A 20,383-nucleotide genomic window follows, 5' to 3' on the forward strand; every position below is an offset into this window, starting at 1 on the left:
GAGACGTTCGCACTCCGACGATTCCCATGCCCGATGCGGAGGCGAACCTTTGAGATGCCTACGGAAGGATTTCCCGTGAACAGGATCGTCCGCAACGCCCTCGCGACCGTCATCACCGCCGGCGCGCTCACCGCCGCCGTCGCCCCCGTCGCCATGGCCGCCGAGCAGACCCAGTCGGTGGCCGGGGTGCAGGCCCAGGTCAGCAACCCGAAGACGGTCAAGGCCGCCGCCTACAACCAGGCCCGCAGCATCCTCGCCCAGGCCGGCAGCCAGACGGCCGCCAAGTCCCACCCGGCCCATGGCACCAGCGACGTCCCCGTCTCCTACGGCACCAGCCTGCTCGCCGCCGCCCGCGACGAGTTCCGCAACGCCGACAAGAACCTCCCGGCCGGCCAGAAGAAGTCCGACATGTCGATCCCGCACTACAACGCCATCCACAGTGCCGCCAACACCATGGGCATCGACCGCTGGTGACCCATCCGGCCTGAGGTTCGCACACCCTCTGGACGGGGCCCGGCTCTCCTTCGCGAGACGGAGAGCCGGGCCCTTCGCCGACAGGAGGACCGACGCCGTATTCAAGCTCCCCGAGGGCCCGGGCGATCTCACCCGGCTCTACCGGGCCTTCGAGGAGAAGGCCCTCTGCGGCAACCCGGCCGCCTCGGGCTGGCCCTCGGCAGTCTCCGCGCGCCCCGCGCGCTCAGGCCTCCTGGGTGCGTGGCGCCCGGTCGGCGCTGAGGAACGACCGGCGGAGCGGGGCGGCGGTGGCGAAGACGAACAGTCCGAAGAGCGTCATCACCGGCAGCCCGACGAACCGGAGGTAGTCGAGCGGATGGTGCGTCAGGCCGTCCCAGTTGCCCCACCAGTTCGCGACCAGGTCGGCGACCATGATGCCCGCGCCGAGCGGCGGCCCCGCCGGGCGGGCCCGAATAACCAGCACGGCGGCGATCGGATCGAGCACGAGCAGGGTGTGGAAGAGCAGTTGACTCTCCAGCGGCCACGCCCGGTAGGCGTGCAGTCCACCGCTGAGCACGTCGAAGGCGTGCACCCCGGCCCCCTCGACGAACCCGATCACGTACACCGCCGCCACCCACCACACCCAGCGCGGCTGCGCTCCCCAGCGCCCACGGTTCCCCTGCTGCATCGGACCAGCCTAGAAGCGCGGCTCGGTGGTGGTGTTCAGCCCCTAGGGTCCGAAGACGGACGCTGGAAGTCCGCTCCGGGGCCGGGCTGCTTGGGCAGGACCCGGGGCTCGCTCAGGCTGCCGTCGGGGAGGACGTCGAAGACGGTGAGGTTGTTGCGGCCGGTCACGGTGATCTGGTCCGGGCCGGACCAGTCGATCCGGACGAAGTCGCCGCCTCTGGTGCTCCAGGTGCCCATGCTCCAGTGGCGGGCGGACCAACCGCTGCCGGCCTCCAGCTCCACCTGGTAGATCGGGTCGATCGAGAAGGCGACGTTGGTGACGGTGAGCACCCGGTCGGGGCGGTTCGGGCTGACGAAACGATCCTCCCGGCCCCCGTGACCGCTGAACACGAGGGACAGGCCCAGGACCGGTACCCCGGCGACGGCGAGGGGTACCAAGAGGACCGCGCAGCCGATCTGCGAGAACCGGGTGCGGAACTCGAGCTCGACCACCAGCGAGACCACGATCAGCACCACCGCCGCCCCGATCAGCAGCCTCGGACGGTTGAGCCAGTGCTCGACCACCACCAGGCCGCCCGAGCGGGAGGCGTGCCAGCCCGGCAGGTACGCCAGCAGCGCGACGAGCGCCACGCCTCTCAGCCCCCAGGCAATCTGTCTGCGACGCCTCGCCGTCATCCGTCCCCCGGGCGGTCTTTTGCCGATCTTTGCGCGGACTTTACTACAGGAGGCTTCCGCGCCCGGGGGTTGTTGACGGCCCCTCCGTTACGGGACCAGGGACTCACCGGCCCGGGAGGCAGGTCTCCCCGCCTCCCGGGCCGCACCGATGGCTGCCGGCCGTACCCCCGTCACCGCCGGTAGAAGACGCTCCGCGACCAGACGTAGCCGACCAGCGTGAGGCTGGTGCACCAGGCGAGGGCGATCCAGCCGCTGTTGCCGATCCCGGTGCCCATCAGCAGGCCGCGCAGGGTCTCGATCATCGGGGTGAAGGGCTGGTACTCGGCGAACCACCGGAGCCCGGTCGGCATCGAGTCGGCCGGGACGATGGCGCTGCCTATGAAGGGCAGGAACTGCAGCGGCATCGGCATGTTGCTGGCGCTCTCGACGGTCTTGGCCACCAGACCGATGCCGGCCGAGATCCAGGTCATGGCGAAGGTGAGGAAGAGCAGCAGGCCTCCCGCCGCCAGCCATTCGACCGGGCCGGCGGTGGGCCGGAAGCCCATCGCCAGGGCGACGCCGACCACCAGGACCAGTCCGATCATGGTCTGCACGACGCTGCCGACCACGTGCCCGGCCAGGAAGGCGGAGCGCGATATCGCCATCGTGCGGAAGCGGTTGACGATGCCTTCGGTCATGTCGGTGCAGATGCCGATCGCCGTGACCAGCGACCCCGAGGTGGCCGCCATCAGCACGATCCCGGGCGTCACGTAGTCGATGTAGCTGCCGCCGCCGATGCCGACACCGAGCGCGCTGCCGTAGGCGTAGTTGAAGAGCAGCAGCATCATCACGGGCATCACCACGACCGCGAAGGTCAGGGACGGGTACCGCAGTGCGTGCTTGAGGTTCCGGCGCAGCATGGTCAGCGAGTCGCTGACCGCATAGGTGGTCGCGCTCATCGCGCACCCTCCCCGGTGAGTTGCAGGAAGACGTCGTCCAGGTCGGCCGTCTCGACGACCAACGACTCGGCGCGCACGGAGGCGTTGTCGAGCGTGTCCAGCACGGCCTTCACGGTGACCACGGAGTTGTCCCCTGGGATGTCCAGTCGCAGCGCCTCCGCGTCGGCGGTGGCGTAGTCGAACAGCGTGGCGGCGGTGTCCAGTTCGCGGGCGTCCGCGAACTGGAGCCGGATCCGACCGCCGGGGACGAACCGCTTCAGCTCCTCGGCCGTGCCCTCGGCGACGATCCGGCCGCCGTCCAGGACGGCTATCCGGTCGGCGAGTTGGTCGGCCTCCTCCAGGTACTGGGTGGTGAGGAAGATCGTCACGCCGTGGTCGGCCACCAGCCCCCGGATGATCTCCCACATGGTGCGCCGGCTGCGCGGGTCCAGCCCGGTGGTCGGCTCGTCCAGGAAGATCACCTTCGGGTCGCCGACCAGGGTCATCGCCAGGTCGAGCTTGCGCCGCATGCCGCCTGAGAAGGTCACGACGGGCTTGCGCGCGGCCTCGGTGAGATCGAAGCGCCGCAGCAGTTCCTCGGCCCGCCTCCGCCCCTCCCGACGGCGGAGGTGGTTGAGGTCTGCCATCAGCATCAGGTTCTCCTCTGCGGTGAGGAGGTTGTCCACCGCCGAGAACTGGCCGGTCACCCCGATCGCCCTCCGCACGCCGTCGGCCTCGCGGACCACGTCGTGGCCGGCCACCTGGACCGAGCCGCCGTCGGCCGGGATCAGGGTGGAGAGGATCTCCACGGTGGTGGTCTTGCCCGCGCCGTTCGGCCCGAGCAGGGCGAACACCGTGCCCGCCGGGATGGACAGGTCGATGCCCCGCAGGACCGCCTTGTCCCCGTAGGACTTGGTCAGCCCGACCGCCGAGATCGCCGTCATCAGGCCCTCCGGACGGTGATGCTGCCGACCTGGGTGGTGGCACGGATCTCGACGGTCTCCTGGGCGTCGCCCGGGCCCTGCGCCGGGCCGAGGTCGTTGCGGACGGCGCCGAACTTGCTGTGCACGTCGAGCCAGGCCGCCGTGCCCTCCGCGATGCCGACCTCGATGTCCCCGACGCCGGCCTGCAGGTTGATCTTGCCCCGGACGACCTGGCCGAGCCGGATGTGCCCGTTCGCCGTCTTGGCCTCCACGCCCGCCCCGGCGGCGCCGACGTGGATCCGGCCGTTGGAGGAGTTGGCCGTCAGCTCGCCCCGCACCTCGTCGATCTCGCTGTCGCCGTTGCTGTTCTTGACCGTCAGCCGGCCGCCGACGGTGCCGACCTCGATCCGGCCGGAGCCGGTCACCTCGGCGTTCCCGGCGACGGTGCCGAGCCGGATGTCCCCCATGTCGGTCTTGATCCGCACGTGCTCGGCCCGGTCGAGCTGGATCCGGCCCATGGAGGTCTTGATCCGGCAGTCGCCGAGCCGGCCCTCGGTGACGAAGTCCGACATCGGGGACTCGGCGTGCACCTCGGAGCCGACGGGCAGCTCGACCGTGATCTCGATCGAGCCCTTCCGGCTGGAGAACACGGTGCGCTGCTTGGGGCCCTTGAGGGTGAGCCGACCGCCGGAGAAGTCGACCTGGGTCAGCTCGGCGGCCTTGATGTCGGCGTCCCTGGCCGCGCTCGTGGGCCGGACCTCGACCACCGCGTCGGTGCGCTTGCTCGCCCGGATCCACACCGAGCCGATTTCGAAGTCCAGGGCGACGGAGATCGGTCCGTCGGTCTCGTACGTAGGCATGGCTGTCCCGTCCTCTTGGCTCGTGTGGGTGTTCCCGCTGGTCGGAGCGGGGGTGACGTTGCAGGGGCAGATGTGCGGTGGTGCGGAAGTGTCAGTGGACCCAGCCGGTGAAACCCTGGCCGCCGACGCTGCGCGTGGTGCGGCTGCCGAGGTCGGCGGCCGAGCGGGCGACCGGCCGGCCGCCCTCCACCGCGCCGGCGACGGCCCGGACCAGCCAGGCGTTGAGGGAGAGGCCTTCCTGTCCGGCGGCCTCCTCCGCCCTGGCCTTGAGGTTGGCGGGCAGGCGCAGGTTGATCCGGGCGGTGCCCGCCTCGTCCGCCTCCGGCGCCACCGGCAGCACGGATGGCATCATCGGTGGCGCCATCGACGGCGCTATCGTCGCTGCCGGGGGCAACACGTCACCGTGGAAGGCGTCGGCGCCGGGCGGCGCCGTCACCACGAACTCGGGATCGAGGCCACGCAGCCGCACGTCCACCGAGCCCGGCGCGAGGTCACGGGTGACTTCGCCCATGGCGGCCGAGAGGGCGTTGAGCAGGGTGAGCCGCACGGCCGACTCCAGCGGGAGCGTCAGTCGCTCGGCCAGCGCGCGCGCTTCGTCCCCGCCGGTGGCGGCGGCCACCGCGAGCTCGTTCCGGAGGTTTTCGACGTACGGCGTGAGGTCCATGGCTAGAGCATCGCACAGCCGTGATGCCATGTCGAGCCATTTCTGGCGTCACTTTGATGCCATGAGGCGAGAGGTCTGGCACCACCGACGGAAACGGCCCCGCCGACCGAGGTCGACGGGGCCGTTCACCGGCGCGGACGCCAGCCGGACGCCGGCGGAATCGTCAGCGCTGCTGCCAGCCCGCCAGGTAGGAGTCGATCTCGCCGACCAGCCGCGCCTTGCCGGCCTGCTCCAGGAAGGAGGCCTCGACCGCGTTGCGGGCCAGCGCCGCCACCCCGGTCTCGTCCAGCCCCAGCAGCCGCGCCGCCACCGCGTACTCGGTGTTGAGGTCGGTGCCGAACATCGGCGGGTCGTCGCTGTTGACCGTCACCAGCAGCCCTGCGTCCACCATCCGCTTGATCGGGTGGTCCTCGATCCGCTCGACGGCCCGGGTGGCGATGTTGGAGGTCGGGCAGACCTCCAGCGGGATGCGGTGCTCGCCCAGGTGGTCGAGCAGCGCCGGGTCCTTCACCGCCTGGGTGCCGTGCCCGATGCGTTCGGCGCCGAGTTCGCGGATCGCGTCCCAGACCGTCTCCGGCCCGGTGGTCTCACCGGCGTGCGGGACGGAGCGCAGGCCGGTCGCGCGCGCCCGGTCGAAGTACGGCTTGAACTGCGGCCGCGGCACACCGATCTCCGGACCGCCCAGGCCGAAGCTGACCAGGCCCTCGGGGGCCAGCTCGGTGGCGAGGCGGGCGGTGATCTCGGCGGCCTCCAGCCCGGCCTCGCCGGGGATGTCGAAGCACCAGCGCAGCACCACGCCGAGGTCCTTCTCGGCGCGCAGCCGGGCGTCCTCGATCGCCTCCATGAAGGCCACGTCGGGGATGCCGCGCTTGACCGAGGAGTACGGGGTGAGGGTCAGCTCGGCGTACCGGATGTTCTGCCGGGCCATGTCCTCGGCCACGCCGTAGGTGAGCGCGCGGACGTCCTCGGCGTCGCGGACCAGGTCCACCACGCTCAGGTAGACGTCGATGAAGTGCGCGAAGTCGGTGAAGGTGAAGTACTCCGCGAGCGCCGCCGGGTCCGTCGGCACCTTGGAGTTCCCGGCGTGCCGGGCGGCCAGGTCGGCGACGATGCGCGGCGAGGCCGAGCCGACGTGGTGGACGTGCAGTTCCGCCTTGGGCATCCCGGCGATGAACGCCTCGATGCTCCGGTCCGCGGCGCTGCCGCCACCGGTGGGGTTTCCGATCCGACTTCCGTCCGGCTGGACCACGGTGGTTCCCTTCTCCTTCTGCTCCGCGCTTCTACGCGCGTATCGCGGATGTCGGCCCAGGATAGGCCCAAACCCGGTGCGCCGGGCGGGGGGTCACCCCCCGAGCGCGGACGCCACGGTGTGGATCAGCAGTCCGGCCAGCGCGCCGACCACGGTGCCGTTGATCCGGATGAACTGGAGGTCCCGCCCGACGTTGGCCTCGATCTTGCGGGAGGCCTCGTCGGCGTCCCAGCCCGCCACCGTCTCGGAGATCAGCGAGGTGATCTCGGCCCGGTAGGTGTCGACCAGGTACTGGGCGGCGTCCTGCAGCCAGCCGTCCACCTTGGCCTGCAGCTTGGCGTCGGTGGCCAGGCGCTCGCCGAAGCGGCTCACGCCGTCGCGGATGCGCCGGCGCAGTTCGCTGTCCTCGTCCTCGGCCGCACCCATCACCAGGGTGCGCACGGCCGCCCAGGTGGAGTTGATCAGATCCTGCACCTCGGGGCGGGCCAGCAGCTCGCCCTTGGCCCGCTCGACCCGGGCGATGGTCTCCGGGTCGGTCTGCAGCTCGGTGGCGAAGTCGGCGAGGAAGTTGTCGATCGCGCCGCGGGCCGGGTGGTCGGGGTCGTCCCGGATGTCGGTGACGAAGCGCAGCAGCTCCTTGTAGACCCGCTCGCCGACCTGGTGGTCGAGGAACTTGGGCGTCCAGCCCGGGGTCTTCTGGGTGACCTTCCGGACCACGTCCTCGTGGTTGGCGGTCAGCCAGCCGTGCGCCCGGACGGTGACCAGGTCCACCACCCCGCGGTGCCCGCCGTCCGCGACCACCTTGCCCAGCATCCGGCCCATCGGCTCGGCCACCGAGGTGGCGGCGGCCCGCCTGGTCACCGCCTCGGCGACCACCGCCCGCACGTCGTCGTCGCGCAGCACCGCGAGCAGGCCGCGCAGCGCCGCCGAGGCCTCCTTGGTGACCCGCTCGGCGCTGCCCGGCGCGGCCAGCCACTCCCCCAGGCGGCGGCCGACGCCGAGCGCGGCGAGCCGGCCGCGCACCACGTGGCCGGCCAGGAAGTTGTCGCCGACGAACTCGCCGAGCGAGCGCCCGAAAGCGTCCTTCTTGGTCGGGATGATCGCGGTGTGCGGGATCGGCAGGCCGAACGGACGCCGGAACAGGGCCGTCACCGCGAACCAGTCGGCCAGCGCGCCGACCATGCCCGCCTCGGCGGCGGCCGCCACGTACCCGGCCCAGGCGCCGGCGCCGGCCGCCTTCGCCCAGGTGGAGAGGGCGAAGACCAGGGTCGCGAAGGCCAGCAGGCCGGTCGCGATGGTCTTCATCCGGCGGACGCCGCGTCTCTTCTGCTCGTCGGCCGCGGTGAACCGGACCCCGGGGCCGGTCCCGCTGAAGGCTTCGTCACTCACCCCGCCAGTCTGCCCGGTGCCCGGCGCGGACGGGGGCGTGCCCCGCGATCACACGCTCCGACCCGCGATCACACGCTCCGGTCGGCTCGCCCCCCGTTCACCGAGTTGGCGAGCCGGCGCCACGCCGGGTGGCGCCGCAGCCCACGCCGCAGCTGTTCCGGGACGATGCCGCGCCACAGCTGCTGGGCGAGGTTGAGCGGCGGGGCGGCCTCGAACACCGGCTCCTCGCGCAGCAGGAACAGCTCGTCCGGCAGGCCGAGCCGGGCGTCCCGGAACGCCGGGTAGCCCGCGTAGTGCCGCCGCCCGTCGACCACCACCGGCGGTTCGCCGTGCGCGGCCTCGTAGCGGATCTGGTCGCGCAGCGCCTCCGGCCGTACGGCGGCGGCGAGTTCGAGCCGCAGCCGGGCGGCGACCGGCAGCCGGTGGTACACCGCGCGGGCGCCGAACCGCTCGACCATCCGGCCGACCTCGGCGCACACCCGTCGCTGCAGCCCGTCGTCCAGCAGCAGGAAGCCTTCCTGGAGCAGCCGGGGCACGTCCCAGGCGAAGCTGCGGGCCCGGATGGCGTCCAACTCCTCTCCGGGTTCGGCCAGTTCGTCGGCGACCTGCTGCAGCGCGGCGATCCCGCGCAGCCGGTCCGGCACCGAGGCCCGCTCGGTGACGTTGCCCCGGTCCTCGCGCAGCACCAGGAAGTAGCAGTCGTAGTCGGCGAGGACGGACACCCGGCCCGCCCGCAGGCAGGCCTCCAGGGTGAACGGCTGGTCCGAGAAGACCTTCAACCCCTCGTCGCGGCGCAGCCCGTGGCGCCGGATGAGGTCGAGCCGGAACAGCTTGGTGTCGGCCAGCGCCCAGGCCAGCGCCGAGTCGGTGAAGCCGATCGACTCGGCGTCGGCGTGGAAGATGCCCTGCGGCACCAGCCGCCCGTTCACCCCGACCTGCTTGGGCACCACCACGTCCGAGCCCCAGGCGTCCGCGGCCGCGACCAGCCGCTCCAGCGCCTCCGGGCCGAGCCAGTCGTCGGCACCGAGGAAGAGCACGAAGCGGCCGCGGGCCATCGCCAGGCCGCGGTTGGTGGGGCCGGCCGGACCGCCCGAGTTGGGCTGGTGGACCACCCGGAACAGCCCAGGGTGCCGGGCGGCGTACTCGTCCAGCAGCACCTCGCCGCCGTCTGTGGAGCCGTCGTCGACGACCACCACCTCCAGCCGCCCCGGCGCCAGGGACTGCCCGACCAGCGAGTCCAGGCACGCGGTGAGGTACGGCATGGTGTTGTAGACCGCGACCACCACGGTCACGTCGGGTACGGTCATCGGGCGGCGGGCCTCCGGGGTGCGGTCGAGCGGAACCTCGCACCGTCAACTCGGTCGCCCGCCGGGGAGTCACGTGCCCTCCCCGGACGGGTGACCGGATCCGAACGCGCGCCCGAACCATCAGCCGGTCGCGGCCCTCGCGCACATCCGCCCGAACCATCAGCCGGTCGCGGCCCTCGCGCACATCCGCCCGACCGGACTAGCCGATCGCGACCTTCGCGTACATCCGCGCGATCACGTCCTCGATGGCCGGCTCGCGCACCGAGAGGTCCACCAGCGGGTACCGCGCCGCGACCTCCGCCACGATCGGCGCCGCGCTCTCCCGCGCCGGGAAGGCCAGCCACTGGCGCGGCCCCTCGACCTTCACCACCCGCGCCCCGGCCACCTCGATCGGCGGCCGGGCCTCGGCCAGATCGACCACCAGCGTCCGCTCGCTGCGCCCGGCGGCGTGCAGCCCGTCCAGCCCGCCGTCGTGGACGACCCGGCCGTGGTCGATCACCATCACCCGGCCGCAGAGCTGCTCGATGTCGGTGAGGTCGTGGGTGGTGAGCAGCACCGTGGTGCCGCGGTCGCGGTTGACCTCGCGCAGGAACTCGCGCACCTTGCCCTTGCTGACCACGTCCAGGCCGATGGTCGGCTCGTCCAGGTAGAGCACCTGGGGGTCGTGCAGCAGGGCGGCCGCGAGGTCGCCGCGCATCCGCTGGCCGAGTGAGAGCTGCCGTACGGGCGTGTCCAACAAGCCTTCCAGGTCGAGCAGTTCGACGCAGCGGCCGAGGTTCTCGCGGTACCGCCGGTCGGGGATCCGATAGATCCGGCGGGCGAGTTCGAAGGAGTCGCGCAGCGGGAGGTCCCACCACAGGGTGGTGCGCTGGCCGAAGACGACGCCGATCCGGCGGGCCAGCGCGACGCGTTCGCGGGCCGGGTCGACCCCGGCGACGCGCAGCCGGCCGGAGCTGGGGACGAGGATCCCGGTGAGCATCTTGATGGTGGTCGACTTCCCGGCGCCGTTGGGGCCGATGTAGCCGACGCACTCGCCGGCCTCGACGGTGAAGCTGAGGCCGTCCACCGCGCGCACCTCGCGCTTGACCCGGCTGAACCGGCCGGTGCGGGCGCGCACGGTGAAGGTGCGGTGGACGTCCTGGAGTTCGATCGATGCCATGGGGGTTTCCTTACGAAGAACGGGAGTTCAGCTGCCGGTGCCGCGGTAGGCGCGCAGTCCGGCCCGCCAGGCGGCCCCGGCGGCGGCGACGCACAGCGCGGCGGCGACCGGGGAGGCGTACTGGAAGGCGGTGGGCAGTCCGAGCGGGTCGGGCCGGTCGAGGATGCGCAGGCTGGGCAACCAGTTGACGAAGGCCAACGGGACGCCGAAGACCACCCCGGCGACGAGTTCCTTGGCGAAGATGGTCGGCGGGTAGTGGAGCAGGGTCGCGCCGCCGTAGGTGAAGGAGTTCTGGATCTCCTTGGACTCGCCCCACCAGAACTGGACGGTGGCACCGCCGACGTAGATCGCGCCGAAGATGACGGTGCCGCACACCAGCAGGACGGGCACCAGCAGCACCCGGTCCCAGGTCCAGTGCACGTCGAGGGCGGCCAGCGACCAGGCGAGCACGATCACGGCCTGGAGCGGGCGGCCGAGCCGGCGCAGGCTGAAGCGTTCGGCGCACAGTTGGGAGAGCGCGGGGGCGGGGCGAATCAGCATGGTGTCCAGCGAGCCGTTCATGATCCGCACGCCGAGGCCGTCGGCCGAGCCGACCAGCAGGTTGGCCATGCCGAGGGAGAAGGTCGCGGTGGCGTAGAGGAAGGCGATCTCCGGCAGGTTCCAGCCGCCGAGCCGGTCGGTGTGCCGGAACATGATCACCAGGACGACGAAGTCGAGGGAGTGGGTGACCAGGCTGGCCAGCAGGTTCAGGAGGAAGGAGGCCCGGTAGGCCATCATCGAGCGCATCCACATCCGGGCGCACAGCCACCAGGAGCGGACCGCCCAGGACGTCCGGGCGAGGAACGGCTCGGCGGTGAAGGACTCAGCCACCCTGCACCACCACCTTCCGGGTCGCCAGCCACTGCGCACCCCGCCCGGCGGCCAGCAGCGCGGCCGCCCAGCCGAGCTGGAAGCCCAGCGCCGGGAGCAGCCCGGCGCCGTCCGCCCGCTCCAGGAAGACGTCGGTCGGCACCTTGACCAACGCCGCCCAGGGCAGCAGCGGGGCGACGGTGCCGAGCCAGCCGGGGAAGAGCGCGATCGGCAGCAGCATCCCGGAGAAGAACATCGAGACCACCAGCATCACCGCGCGCACCCCCTCCGAGTCGTGCAGCCAGAAGCCGGTGATCGAGACCAGGAACCGCAGCCCGAAGCTGACCAGCACCGCGAGCAGGACGGAGAGCAGGAAGAAGACCCAGGTCAGCGGGTGCTCGGGCATCCGGGTGCGGAACACCAGCGCCCCGACCAGCATCGGCACGGTGCCGCGGACCAGCGCCTGGAAGGCGGCCCGGCCGAGGTCGGTGGCCAGCCACCAGCCCTGGAAGTCGACCGGGCGGTAGAGGTCGACGGCGATGTCGCCGTTGCGGAAGCGGTCCTGGAGCTCGTCCTGGAAGCCCCCGCCCCAGACGGCGACGGTGACCAGCAGGCCCTGGCTGGCCCAGATGTAGGTGACGGCCTGGCTCTGGTCGTAACCGCCGAGGTTGGGGCGGGCCTGCCAGAGGGCGAGGAAGGAGGAGGCCAGGATGATGCCGAAGACGGTGTTGGTGAAGGTGCCGGCCAGGGTGGCGGCCCGGTAGGTGGAGTAGCGGCGGAAGGCGCCGCGGGCGACGGCGGCGTACAGCCCGGGAGCGGATCCACCGGAGGCGGACCCGGGGGCGGATCCACCGGAGGTATCAGGGGGCCTCGCCCCGACGAGCGCTGCGTTCTGCATATTGTCTCCTTGTCGACAAATACGGGCAGATGGCAACCCGTAGACGTCCGCGCACACCCCAGCGGCTCCGACCGGCCGTACCCGGGGGTACCGGGCGGGCGGGCGGAGCTGTCAGAAGTCAGCGCGCTATGCGATTTGCACCTTTCACCGTACCGCCGAGCCCCACCGCCCGCACCCGGATTTCCGACGCACCCCGGGGCGCACGACGCCGCCCGCGCAACCGCGCACCTCAGACCCCCGCGGCCGCTGAACCCACGTCAAATAGCAGATAATCCCGTCATGACGTTGAGCACCCGCCGCCAGGCCAAACGGGCCGCCCGCCGCGAAGCCCGCCGCGCCCTCCCCCTCTGGCGCCGGCTGCTGCCCACCTGGCGAATCACCCTCGGCACCCTCACCGCACTGCTGCTGCTCGCCGTCGGCGCCTTCGCCGTGCTCTACGTCATCGTCCCGGTGCCCGACCCCAACGCCCACGCCGTCGCCCAGAACAACATCTACCTCTACGCCGACGGCACCACCGAGATCGCCCGCACCGGCGCCGTCAACCGCACCGACGTCACCATCGACCAGATCCCGCTGCAGACCCAGCAGGCCGTCGTCTCCGCCGAGGACCGCACCTTCTACCAGAACCGCGGCATCGACCTGAAGGGCATGCTCCGGGCCGGCTGGAACACCCTGCTCGGCAAGGGCATGCAGGGCGGCTCCACCATCACCCAGCAGTACGTCAAGAACTACTACCTGACCCAGGACCAGACCTTCGAACGCAAGGGCCGCGAACTCTTCATCGCCCTCAAGGTCGACCAGCAGCGCGACAAGAAGGACATCCTCGCCGGATACCTCAACAGCAGCTACTTCGGCCGCGGCGCCTACGGCATCCAGAGCGCCGCCCACGCCTACTACGGCGTCGACGTCTCCCAACTCACCCTCGGCCAGGGCGCCTACCTCGCCTCCCTGCTCCAGGCCCCCAGCCTCTACGACGTCAAGACCGCCACCCCCGCCAACCGCGAGAAGGCCATCGCCCGCTGGAACTACGCCCTCGACGGCATGGTCCAACTCGGCTTCCTCACCACCGCCGACCGCACCGCCACCACCTTCCCCGACCCGATCGACCCCCAGCCCGCCACCGGCCTCGCCGGGCAGGCCGGCTACCTGGTCGGCGTCGCCGACGACTACCTCATCTCCTCCGGCACCATCGACGCCGCCACCCTCAAGGCCGGCGGCTGGCGGATCACCACCACCTTCGAGAAGCCCAAGCAGGACGCCTTCGTCAAGGCCGTCCAGGACGAACTCACCGGCGAACTCGACCCCAAGGCCCGCCCCACCACCGACACCGACGTCCGGGTCGCCGGCGCCTCCGTCGAACCCGCCACCGGCCGCGTCGTCGCCGTCTACGGCGGCCCCGACTACGCCAAGCAGCCCTTCAACGACGCCCTGCGCCAGGACAACCAGATCGGCTCCACCTTCAAGCCGATCGACCTCGCCGCCGGCCTGATCGCCCAGCACACCGTCGACGGCCACCCCATCACCACCGAGACCCGCTACGACGGCACCAGCGAACGCCCCGTCACCGGCGGCCCCACCCCGTACGCGCCCCCCAACGAGGACGACGTCGACTACGGCAACATCACCCTGCGCTACGCCATGGTCAAGTCCGTCAACTCCGTGTACGCCCAGGAGGGCGTGGACGCCGGACTCGCCCGCGTCCGGGACACCGCCGTCAAACTCGGCATCCCCGACAGCGTCCGCGGCATGGACCCGGCCAACACCTCGATGACCCTCGGCACCGCCACCCCCAGCGCCCTCGACCTGGCCGGCGCCTACGCCACCCTCGCCAACCACGGCCAGGCCCACACCCCCTGGTCCGTCCAGAAACTCGAACGGGTCAACCCCGGCGGCGCCGTCGACGTCCCCAAGATGCCCGACCACAAGGCCACCGACGCCGTCGGCCGCAACATCGCCGACTCCGTCACCGACGTCCTGCGCGACGTCGTCAGCCCGCGCGGCACCGGCGCCGCCGCCCTCGACCTCGGCCGCCCCGCCGCCGGCAAGACCGGCACCACCGACGCCAACCTCTCCGCCTGGTTCGCCGGTTACACCCCCGAACTCACCACCACCGTCGGCCTGTTCCGGGAGAACCCGAAGAGCCACGCCAAGGAACCGCTGGCCGGCACCGCCGGCCTCACCCGTGTCAACGGCGGCGCCTTCCCCACCAAGATCTGGACCGGCTACATGACCGCCGCCCTCGGCGGCACCCCCACCCAGCAGTTCGACCTGCAGACCGGTCACGGCGGCCCGGGCCCCGACAGCTGGCCCACCACCGGCGCCCCCACCAGCAGCGCCCCCAGCGCCACCCCCAGTACCGCCACCACCGGAGCCCCCGCCACCACCCCCAGCCACACCCCCAGCGCACCCCCCGCCACCGACCAGCCCGGCCCCGGCCCGGCCGCCCCCAGCCCGCAGAACCCCCAGCCCACCCCCAGCCAGGACCAGCCCACCCCCAGCAGCCGACCCACCCAGACCCGGCCCGCCCGACCCAGCGACCCGCCCACCGCCACCGCCGGACCCACCGGCACACCGGTCGCCCCGGCCCCGGCCCGCTGAGCCCGGCGGGCCCGGCGCAAGGCCCGGCGCACTACCCCTTCGCGACCAACTCCCGCTCCAGCGGCGTCCGGAAGCGCGGCGTCACCCGGACCTCCCCCAACCACCCGGCCAACCGCCCCGCCTCCGCCGCGACCGCCCGCTCCGCCTCCGCCCCGACGTCCCGGAACAGCCGCCACACCACCTCGCCGTCCGCCCGCTGCGCCCAGCCGCCGACCACCTCGCCGCACCACCACACCGTCGGCCCGGCATTGCCCGCCCGGTCGAACAGCGCCGGCACGTCCTCCGGCCGCAGGTACCAGTCCCGCCCACGCCAGCCCATCACCGCCGGATCCAGCGCCGGCAACAGCGCCGCCCACGGCTCCGGGGCCACCACCGGCCCCTCGTCCCCCGGCAGCACCAGGGCCGCCGCCGTCCGCCAGCGCCACGCCCCGCGCCCCCACGTCCGCCAGCGCCGTACGGACGTCCCCCAGCGTCCAGCCCGTCCACCACTTCACGTCCTCGACCGTGGCCGGACCGTACGCCGCCAGCCAGCGCCGCACCACCTCCGCCTTCGCCTCCCGCACCGGCACGTCCGGCCACTGCGGCACCAGCGCCCACGGATAGCTGCTGCTCAGCCAGGATCCGCGCGGACGGCACCGGCGCACGTGCCCGTCCGAGGCCAGCAGCCTCAGCAGCCGGCTGCCCACGCTCTGCCTGGCCTGGTACGCCTTGCCCGCCGACATCAGCATCGTCTCGCGCAACCGCGGTACGTCCTCGCCGAGTTCCTTGGTCGTCGCCTCCCCGCGCACGGCCAGCGCGGCCAGCACCTCGCGCTCCGTCTCCACCAGCCGGGCCGCGTCCCAGCCCTCGGCGTGGTCCCGCAGGTGCTTCAGCAGCGTCGCCCGCTCCTTCGCCGCGATCGCCCGCGCCGCCGCCGCACTCACGTACGGGGCCAGGCCCTCCGTCACCGCGAAGATCGTCTGCCGCATCGACAGCAGCTTCACCAGCGAGACGTCCTCGTACAGCGCCCGGTCCACCTCCGCCACCGCGGGCTCCGCCAGCCGCGCACAGGCCGACAGGTACACCGTCGCCGCGTCCGTCGCGTGCAGGCCGACCACCGCGTCGGCCACGTCCTCCACCCGTGCCGCCCGCACCGAGGGCGCCAACAGGTGCCGACGCCCCAACCGGGCCCGCCGCTCCCCATCACCGATCACCGGGACACTCATGCCCGGACCCTAGCGGCCCCCACCGACAAAACCGACCACGGCGACTACCGCCCGGCCCCGCCGTCCACCAGCTCCGCCGCCAACCCGGCGAACTCGCCCAGCAACGGAGCCGCCCGCCCGGCCGCCCAGACCAGCCCGACCCGGTTCGGCGCGATGTCCGAGACCGGCACGTGCACCACGTCCGCACGGGTGTAGAAGGCCGCCACCGACGACGGCAGCACCACCGTCCCCTCCCCCGCCGCCACGTACTCCAGCTTCTCCTCCACCGTCTCCGCCCGCGGCCCGGCCGACCCCGGCCCGCCCCGCCACTCCGGCACCACCACCGGATCCTGCAGCAGCCGCTCACCCGCCAACTCGGCCATCATGACGGACACCTCACCCGCCAGCCGGTGCCCGACCGGCAGCGCCGCCACCCGCGGCTCGGCGAACAACGGACGCACCACCAAGCCCCGCGGCTCCACCGGCAACCGCACGAAGGAGACGTCCACCCGCCCGTCCAGCACCACCCGCGCCTGCTCCGCCCACGAGGTCCGCACCACCTCCACCGCCAGCCCCGGATGCCGCCCGCGCAACGCCCGCACCGCCGCCGTCACCGCGATCCCCGGCATGAACCCCACCACGAACCGGCCCGGGCCACCCTCCACCCTGAGCACCCGGCGCCGCAACGCCTCCGCCGCCGCCAGCAACGGCGGCGCGTCCTCCAGCAACTGCCGTCCCGCATCGGTCAGTTCGGTGGAACGGCGGTCCCGCCGGAACAACTGCGCACCGAACTCCGCTTCCAACGCCCGGATCTGCCGCGACAGCACGGGCTGCGCGATGTGCAACTCCGCCGCCGCCCGCCCGAAGTGCAACTCCCGCGCCACCGCCACGAAGTAGCGCAGCTTCCGCAGATCGACGTCCACCGCCACCCCCGAGAACACCCTGATGCCCCGAGGGTATGACAGCCGACCGAACAGGTCTTGGACGCCACCGCGCGGCCCGGCGCAGGATCGGAACGACCCCCGCACCGCCCACGAAAGGCACCACGACCATGCCCATCGCGCCCCTCAAGGACCAGCGCGTCGTCATCCTCGGCGGCACCTCCGGCCTCGGCCTCGCCACCGCCGCCCTCGCCGCCGACCACGGCGCCCAGGTCACCGTCGCCTCCAGCCGCGCCGCCAGCACCGAACGCGCCCTCGCCACCCTGCCCGCCGGCACCACCGCCGAGATCGCCGACCTCACCGACAGCCGGCAGGTCAGCGCCCTCTTCGACCGCCTCGGCCCGATCGACCACCTCGTCTTCACGGCCGGCGAACCACTCTCCCTGACCACGCTCGACGCCCTCGAGCTCGACGCCGCCCGCGACTTCTTCACCCTGCGCTACTTCGGCGCCCTCGACGCCGTCCGCACCGCCGCCCCGCTCCTGCGCCCCGGCGGCTCCGTGACCCTCACCTCCGGCACCGCCGGACTGCGCCCCGGCCCCGGCTGGAGCATCGCGGCCAGCATCTGCGGCGCCATCGAGGGCCTGGTCCGGGCCCTCGCCGTGGAGCTGGCCCCGATCCGGGTCAACGCCGTCCGGGCCGGCATGGTCCGCACGCCGCTGTGGTCCAGCCTCCCGGAGGCCGACCGCGAGCAGCTGTTCGCCGGGATCGCCGGCACCCTCCCGCTCGGCCGGATCGCCGAACCCGAGGAGGTCGCCGAGTCGTACGTCCACCTGATGAACCAGCGCTTCGCCACCGGCACGGTGATCACCGTCGACGGCGGCACCCTGCTGGCCTGACCACGTCGAACGGGCCCGTCGGCCGCACCCCGGCCGGCGGACCCGCCTCGAAGAATCACCGCAGCCGCAGCCGCAGCACGGTCACGGTCACAGGTACAGGCCGGTCGACCCCTCGGTGTCCCCGAAACGGGTCGCCGCCACCGCGTGCAGGTCACGCTCACGCAGCAGCACGTAGGTGGCGCCCCGGACCTCGACCTCCAGCTTGTCCTCCGGGTCGTACAGCACCCGGTCACCCGGCTCCACCGAGCGCACGCTCTGGCCCACGGCCACAGCCTCCGCCCACGTGCACCTCTTACTCAGCTCCGCGGTCGCCGGGATCAGGATGCCGCCGGTCGAGCGGCGCTCGCCCTCACTGCCCTCGATGCGCACCAGCACGCGGTCGTGCAGCATCCGGATCGGCAGCTTCTCGCCCAGCCGGTCGTGCCGCATGGACTCGTGCCCGTGCTCGGAACGCGTCGGGTTGTCGTTCGTACTCACGATCCCGAAGGTACCGCCCCGGGGCGCGGAGCGTGACGCCGGCCCGACATGCGGAAGGACCGGCTCCGCCCCACGGCGGTCCGGTCCTCCGGGACCACGGCTCAGTCCTTGCGGCGCTTGCGGGACGAGGCGATCAGCAGCACCAGGCCGACGCCGACCAGCGCCACCGGGACGATCCGCTCCTTGCGCGGCTGGCCCGTCTCGTCCACGAACTGCGCCCTGACCTTCTCGACCACGCCGTTCGCGGCCACGTACGCCCGGGCCGTCTTCTCCTCGACGGTGGCCATCGCCTTGGCCTTGACCTGCGCGGAGATGGTGCTCGGGTGGACCCGCACGGCCAGCTCGTCAAGATTCGCCGCGAGCCGGTCGCGGGTGCGCTCGATGTCCGCCTCGATCTGCGCAGCCGTCCGCTCCGGCTTGTCCTGCGTGCTCGCCTCGCCCACTCGGGCCACCCCATTCACTTGCCGATGTCGTCCTGTCGTCCTCTGCGACCAACCCAGTCTGTCAGCTGCCGAGCACGGACGCGCGGCCCCACCCACCAACGGGGGTAAGTTTGCCGTGGTACGACCGCCCGTCCCAGCCTCCAGGAGAGTACGACCGTGACTGAGCGCCTCCAGCCCGGCGACACCGCACCCGCCTTCAGCCTGTCCGACGCCGACGGCAACCAGATCTCCCTCGCCGACCACCTGGGCCGCAAGGTCATCGTCTACTTCTACCCGGCCGCCCTCACCCCCGGCTGCACCAAGCAGGCCTGCGACTTCACCGACAACCTGGAGGTCTTCGCGGGCGCCGGCTACGACGTCATCGGCATCTCCCCCGACCAGCCGGAGAAGCTCGGCAAGTTCCGCGAGAAGGAGGACCTCAAGGTCACCCTGCTCTCCGACCCGGACCACAAGGTGCTGGAGGCGTACGCCGCCTACGGCGAGAAGCAGAACTACGGCCGCACCTACCAGGGCGTGATCCGCTCCACGATCATCGTCGACGAGCAGGGCAAGGTCGAGCGCGCGCTGTACAACGTCAAGGCCACCGGGCACGTCGCCAAGCTGCTGCGCGACCTCAAGGTCGAGGCCTGACCCCTTAGGCACCGAACGCAGCGGTGGCGGCCCACCCCCCGACCGGGTGTGCCGCCACCGCCGTTCCTCACCTCGGGTGACCGCCGTCAGGTTCAGCAGGCACCGAGGTCGCTCCAGACGCCCCAGGCGCCGCCGGCGGCCGGGTCGCCCGGCGCCAGCGACTGCCAGCCCGGCAGCTTGACCGACCGTCCGGATCGCGGTCGTCGAATAGAAGCCGCCAGAGTTGACCCGGGTGTCGGGGTCGTCGAAAGCGGCCTGACCCGTTGGGGCTTTCTCAGCCGTGCCCGCTGCCGAATCCCCGACAGGCCGTGACCAATCCGCTCGCCGATCGTTGCCACCCCACGGAAGGGGGCTCACGAGCCCACAGGGGGACCACCATGCCGGTCAAGTACACCCGCGAACTGCTCGCCGTCCTCGCGGCCGAGTCCACCAGCGTCAACGAGATGATGCGCAAACTCGGCGTGCCGATGACACGCGGCGCGCACAGCTATCTGAGCAGACGGCTCAGCCACTACGGACTCGACACCTCGCACTTCGACCAGGGCTGTCGCGCCGACAGGCAACGGCAGTACTCGAGGGAAGTGCTGGCTGAGGCCGCGGCCACCGCGACCACACTCGACGAGATGCTGATCGCGCTCGGCCGCCTGCCGAACCGCGACCGACGGAAGTATCTGCGTCGAAAGCTCACCGAGTACGGGATCGACACTTCGCACTTCCGCTCAGCCGGGACCGTCTACACCCGGGAGCTCCTTCAGGAGGCCGTCTCGGTGTCACACAGCGTGGCCGGTGTGGTGCGGCATCTCCACCAGCGTCAGGCCGGGGGCACCCAGGCTCACATCGGACGGCGAATCAAGGAGCTCGGAATCGACACCTCGCACTTCACCGGGCAGGCCCACGCCCGCGGCAAGCGACTCCCCACCAGAATTCCGGCCGAGCAGCTCCTGGTTCAGCGCCCCATGGAAGCCAAGCGAATCCCGGGTGCGCGGATCCGGAGCGCATTGGCCGAGCTCGGCCGACCCGAGCTGCGCGAGGACTGTGGCACCGGCCCTGAGTGGCGCGGACGGCCGATGACCCTGGAGGTCGACCACATCAACGGCGACTGGTCGGACAACCGGCCGGACAACCTCCGACTGCTCTGCCCGAACTGCCACTCTGTCACCGACACCTATTGCGGGCGAAACAAGAACAAGCACACGGCGCCGCGTGAAATCGCGGTGTTCCCGCCGGAAGCGAGGCCCTAG

Annotated in this window: 20 protein-coding genes and 1 pseudogene; 5 read left to right on the plus strand and 16 right to left on the minus strand. The window is 72.1% G+C overall.

Annotated features, from left to right (window positions below; genetic code table 11):
• Positions 1 to 75 precede the first annotated feature (75 nt).
• The gene (locus ACIG5E_RS11660; RefSeq protein ID WP_396533153.1) at positions 76 to 474 is read left to right on the plus strand and encodes a hypothetical protein; all 399 of its coding nucleotides are present in this window, start codon (positions 76 to 78) and stop codon (positions 472 to 474) included.
• A gap of 223 nt (positions 475 to 697) precedes the next feature.
• Here the strand turns inward: ACIG5E_RS11660 and ACIG5E_RS11665 are convergent, their stop codons facing one another.
• From ACIG5E_RS11665 to ACIG5E_RS11720, 12 genes are all read right to left on the minus strand, one after another.
• Positions 698 to 1,141 (minus strand): hypothetical protein, encoded by a 444-nt coding sequence (locus tag ACIG5E_RS11665; protein ID WP_396533154.1) that lies wholly within the window; start codon positions 1,139 to 1,141, stop codon positions 698 to 700.
• A 35-nt stretch (positions 1,142 to 1,176) separates the two neighbouring features.
• Positions 1,177 to 1,770, minus strand: a complete 594-nt coding sequence (locus ACIG5E_RS11670) for a hypothetical protein (protein WP_396533155.1) — start codon at positions 1,768 to 1,770, stop codon at positions 1,177 to 1,179.
• Positions 1,771 to 1,985: 215 nt separating this feature from the next.
• Positions 1,986 to 2,753: an ABC transporter permease gene (locus ACIG5E_RS11675; RefSeq protein WP_396533156.1), complete on the minus strand. Its 768-nt coding sequence runs from the start codon at positions 2,751 to 2,753 to the stop codon at positions 1,986 to 1,988.
• Entirely contained in the window at positions 2,750 to 3,676 is a 927-nt protein-coding gene (locus tag ACIG5E_RS11680; protein WP_396533158.1) for an ATP-binding cassette domain-containing protein, read from the minus strand. Before ACIG5E_RS11680 ends, ACIG5E_RS11675 begins: the two co-directional genes overlap by 4 nt.
• A complete protein-coding gene (locus tag ACIG5E_RS11685; RefSeq protein WP_396533160.1) occupies positions 3,676 to 4,515 on the minus strand; it encodes a DUF4097 family beta strand repeat-containing protein in 840 nt (279 codons plus the stop codon). The genes ACIG5E_RS11680 and ACIG5E_RS11685 overlap by 1 nt, the downstream gene beginning before the upstream one ends.
• 91 nt (positions 4,516 to 4,606) lie before the next feature.
• Positions 4,607 to 5,179, minus strand: a complete 573-nt coding sequence (locus tag ACIG5E_RS11690; RefSeq protein WP_396533161.1) for a toxin-antitoxin system HicB family antitoxin — start codon at positions 5,177 to 5,179, stop codon at positions 4,607 to 4,609.
• A gap of 163 nt (positions 5,180 to 5,342) precedes the next feature.
• Positions 5,343 to 6,362 (minus strand): adenosine deaminase, encoded by a 1,020-nt coding sequence (locus ACIG5E_RS11695; protein WP_396533264.1) that lies wholly within the window; start codon positions 6,360 to 6,362, stop codon positions 5,343 to 5,345.
• A 159-nt stretch (positions 6,363 to 6,521) separates the two neighbouring features.
• Positions 6,522 to 7,817: a DUF445 domain-containing protein gene (locus ACIG5E_RS11700; protein WP_396533162.1), complete on the minus strand. Its 1,296-nt coding sequence runs from the start codon at positions 7,815 to 7,817 to the stop codon at positions 6,522 to 6,524.
• Between the two features lie 68 nt (positions 7,818 to 7,885).
• Positions 7,886 to 9,124, minus strand: a complete 1,239-nt coding sequence (locus tag ACIG5E_RS11705) for a glycosyltransferase family 2 protein (RefSeq protein WP_396533163.1) — start codon at positions 9,122 to 9,124, stop codon at positions 7,886 to 7,888.
• Between the two features lie 199 nt (positions 9,125 to 9,323).
• Positions 9,324 to 10,283: an ATP-binding cassette domain-containing protein gene (locus ACIG5E_RS11710; RefSeq protein WP_396533164.1), complete on the minus strand. Its 960-nt coding sequence runs from the start codon at positions 10,281 to 10,283 to the stop codon at positions 9,324 to 9,326.
• Between the two features lie 27 nt (positions 10,284 to 10,310).
• Positions 10,311 to 11,153, minus strand: a complete 843-nt coding sequence (locus ACIG5E_RS11715) for an ABC transporter permease (protein ID WP_396533165.1) — start codon at positions 11,151 to 11,153, stop codon at positions 10,311 to 10,313.
• Entirely contained in the window at positions 11,146 to 12,030 is an 885-nt protein-coding gene (locus ACIG5E_RS11720; protein WP_396533166.1) for an ABC transporter permease, read from the minus strand. Before ACIG5E_RS11720 ends, ACIG5E_RS11715 begins: the two co-directional genes overlap by 8 nt.
• Before the next feature lie 279 nt (positions 12,031 to 12,309).
• On the opposite strand from ACIG5E_RS11720, the gene ACIG5E_RS11725 reads away from it, so the two are divergent.
• The gene (locus ACIG5E_RS11725; protein WP_396533167.1) at positions 12,310 to 14,628 is read left to right on the plus strand and encodes a transglycosylase domain-containing protein; all 2,319 of its coding nucleotides are present in this window, start codon (positions 12,310 to 12,312) and stop codon (positions 14,626 to 14,628) included.
• A gap of 31 nt (positions 14,629 to 14,659) precedes the next feature.
• Here the strand turns inward: ACIG5E_RS11725 and ACIG5E_RS11730 are convergent.
• Positions 14,660 to 15,833: pseudogene (locus tag ACIG5E_RS11730) on the minus strand (winged helix DNA-binding domain-containing protein).
• Positions 15,834 to 15,877: 44 nt separating this feature from the next.
• A complete protein-coding gene (locus ACIG5E_RS11735) occupies positions 15,878 to 16,741 on the minus strand; it encodes a LysR family transcriptional regulator (RefSeq protein ID WP_396533168.1) in 864 nt (287 codons plus the stop codon).
• Positions 16,742 to 16,863: 122 nt separating this feature from the next.
• On the opposite strand from ACIG5E_RS11735, the gene ACIG5E_RS11740 reads away from it, so the two are divergent.
• Positions 16,864 to 17,592: an SDR family oxidoreductase gene (locus tag ACIG5E_RS11740; RefSeq protein ID WP_396533170.1), complete on the plus strand. Its 729-nt coding sequence runs from the start codon at positions 16,864 to 16,866 to the stop codon at positions 17,590 to 17,592.
• A gap of 87 nt (positions 17,593 to 17,679) precedes the next feature.
• On the opposite strand, the gene ACIG5E_RS11745 is transcribed toward ACIG5E_RS11740, so the two are convergent.
• A complete protein-coding gene (locus ACIG5E_RS11745; protein WP_396533265.1) occupies positions 17,680 to 18,021 on the minus strand; it encodes a GroES family chaperonin in 342 nt (113 codons plus the stop codon).
• Between the two features lie 149 nt (positions 18,022 to 18,170).
• A complete protein-coding gene (locus tag ACIG5E_RS11750) occupies positions 18,171 to 18,512 on the minus strand; it encodes a DUF3618 domain-containing protein (protein WP_396533171.1) in 342 nt (113 codons plus the stop codon).
• A gap of 156 nt (positions 18,513 to 18,668) precedes the next feature.
• Here ACIG5E_RS11750 and bcp point away from each other — a divergent pair, with 156 nt between their 5' ends.
• A complete protein-coding gene (gene bcp / locus ACIG5E_RS11755) occupies positions 18,669 to 19,142 on the plus strand; it encodes a thioredoxin-dependent thiol peroxidase (RefSeq protein ID WP_396533172.1) in 474 nt (157 codons plus the stop codon).
• A gap of 377 nt (positions 19,143 to 19,519) precedes the next feature.
• Positions 19,520 to 20,383 (plus strand): HNH endonuclease, encoded by an 864-nt coding sequence (locus ACIG5E_RS11760; protein ID WP_396533173.1) that lies wholly within the window; start codon positions 19,520 to 19,522, stop codon positions 20,381 to 20,383.

The sequence above is a fragment of the Kitasatospora sp. NPDC053057 genome (genome assembly GCF_044546945.1).
In the GTDB taxonomy this organism is placed as follows: domain Bacteria; phylum Actinomycetota; class Actinomycetes; order Streptomycetales; family Streptomycetaceae; genus Kitasatospora.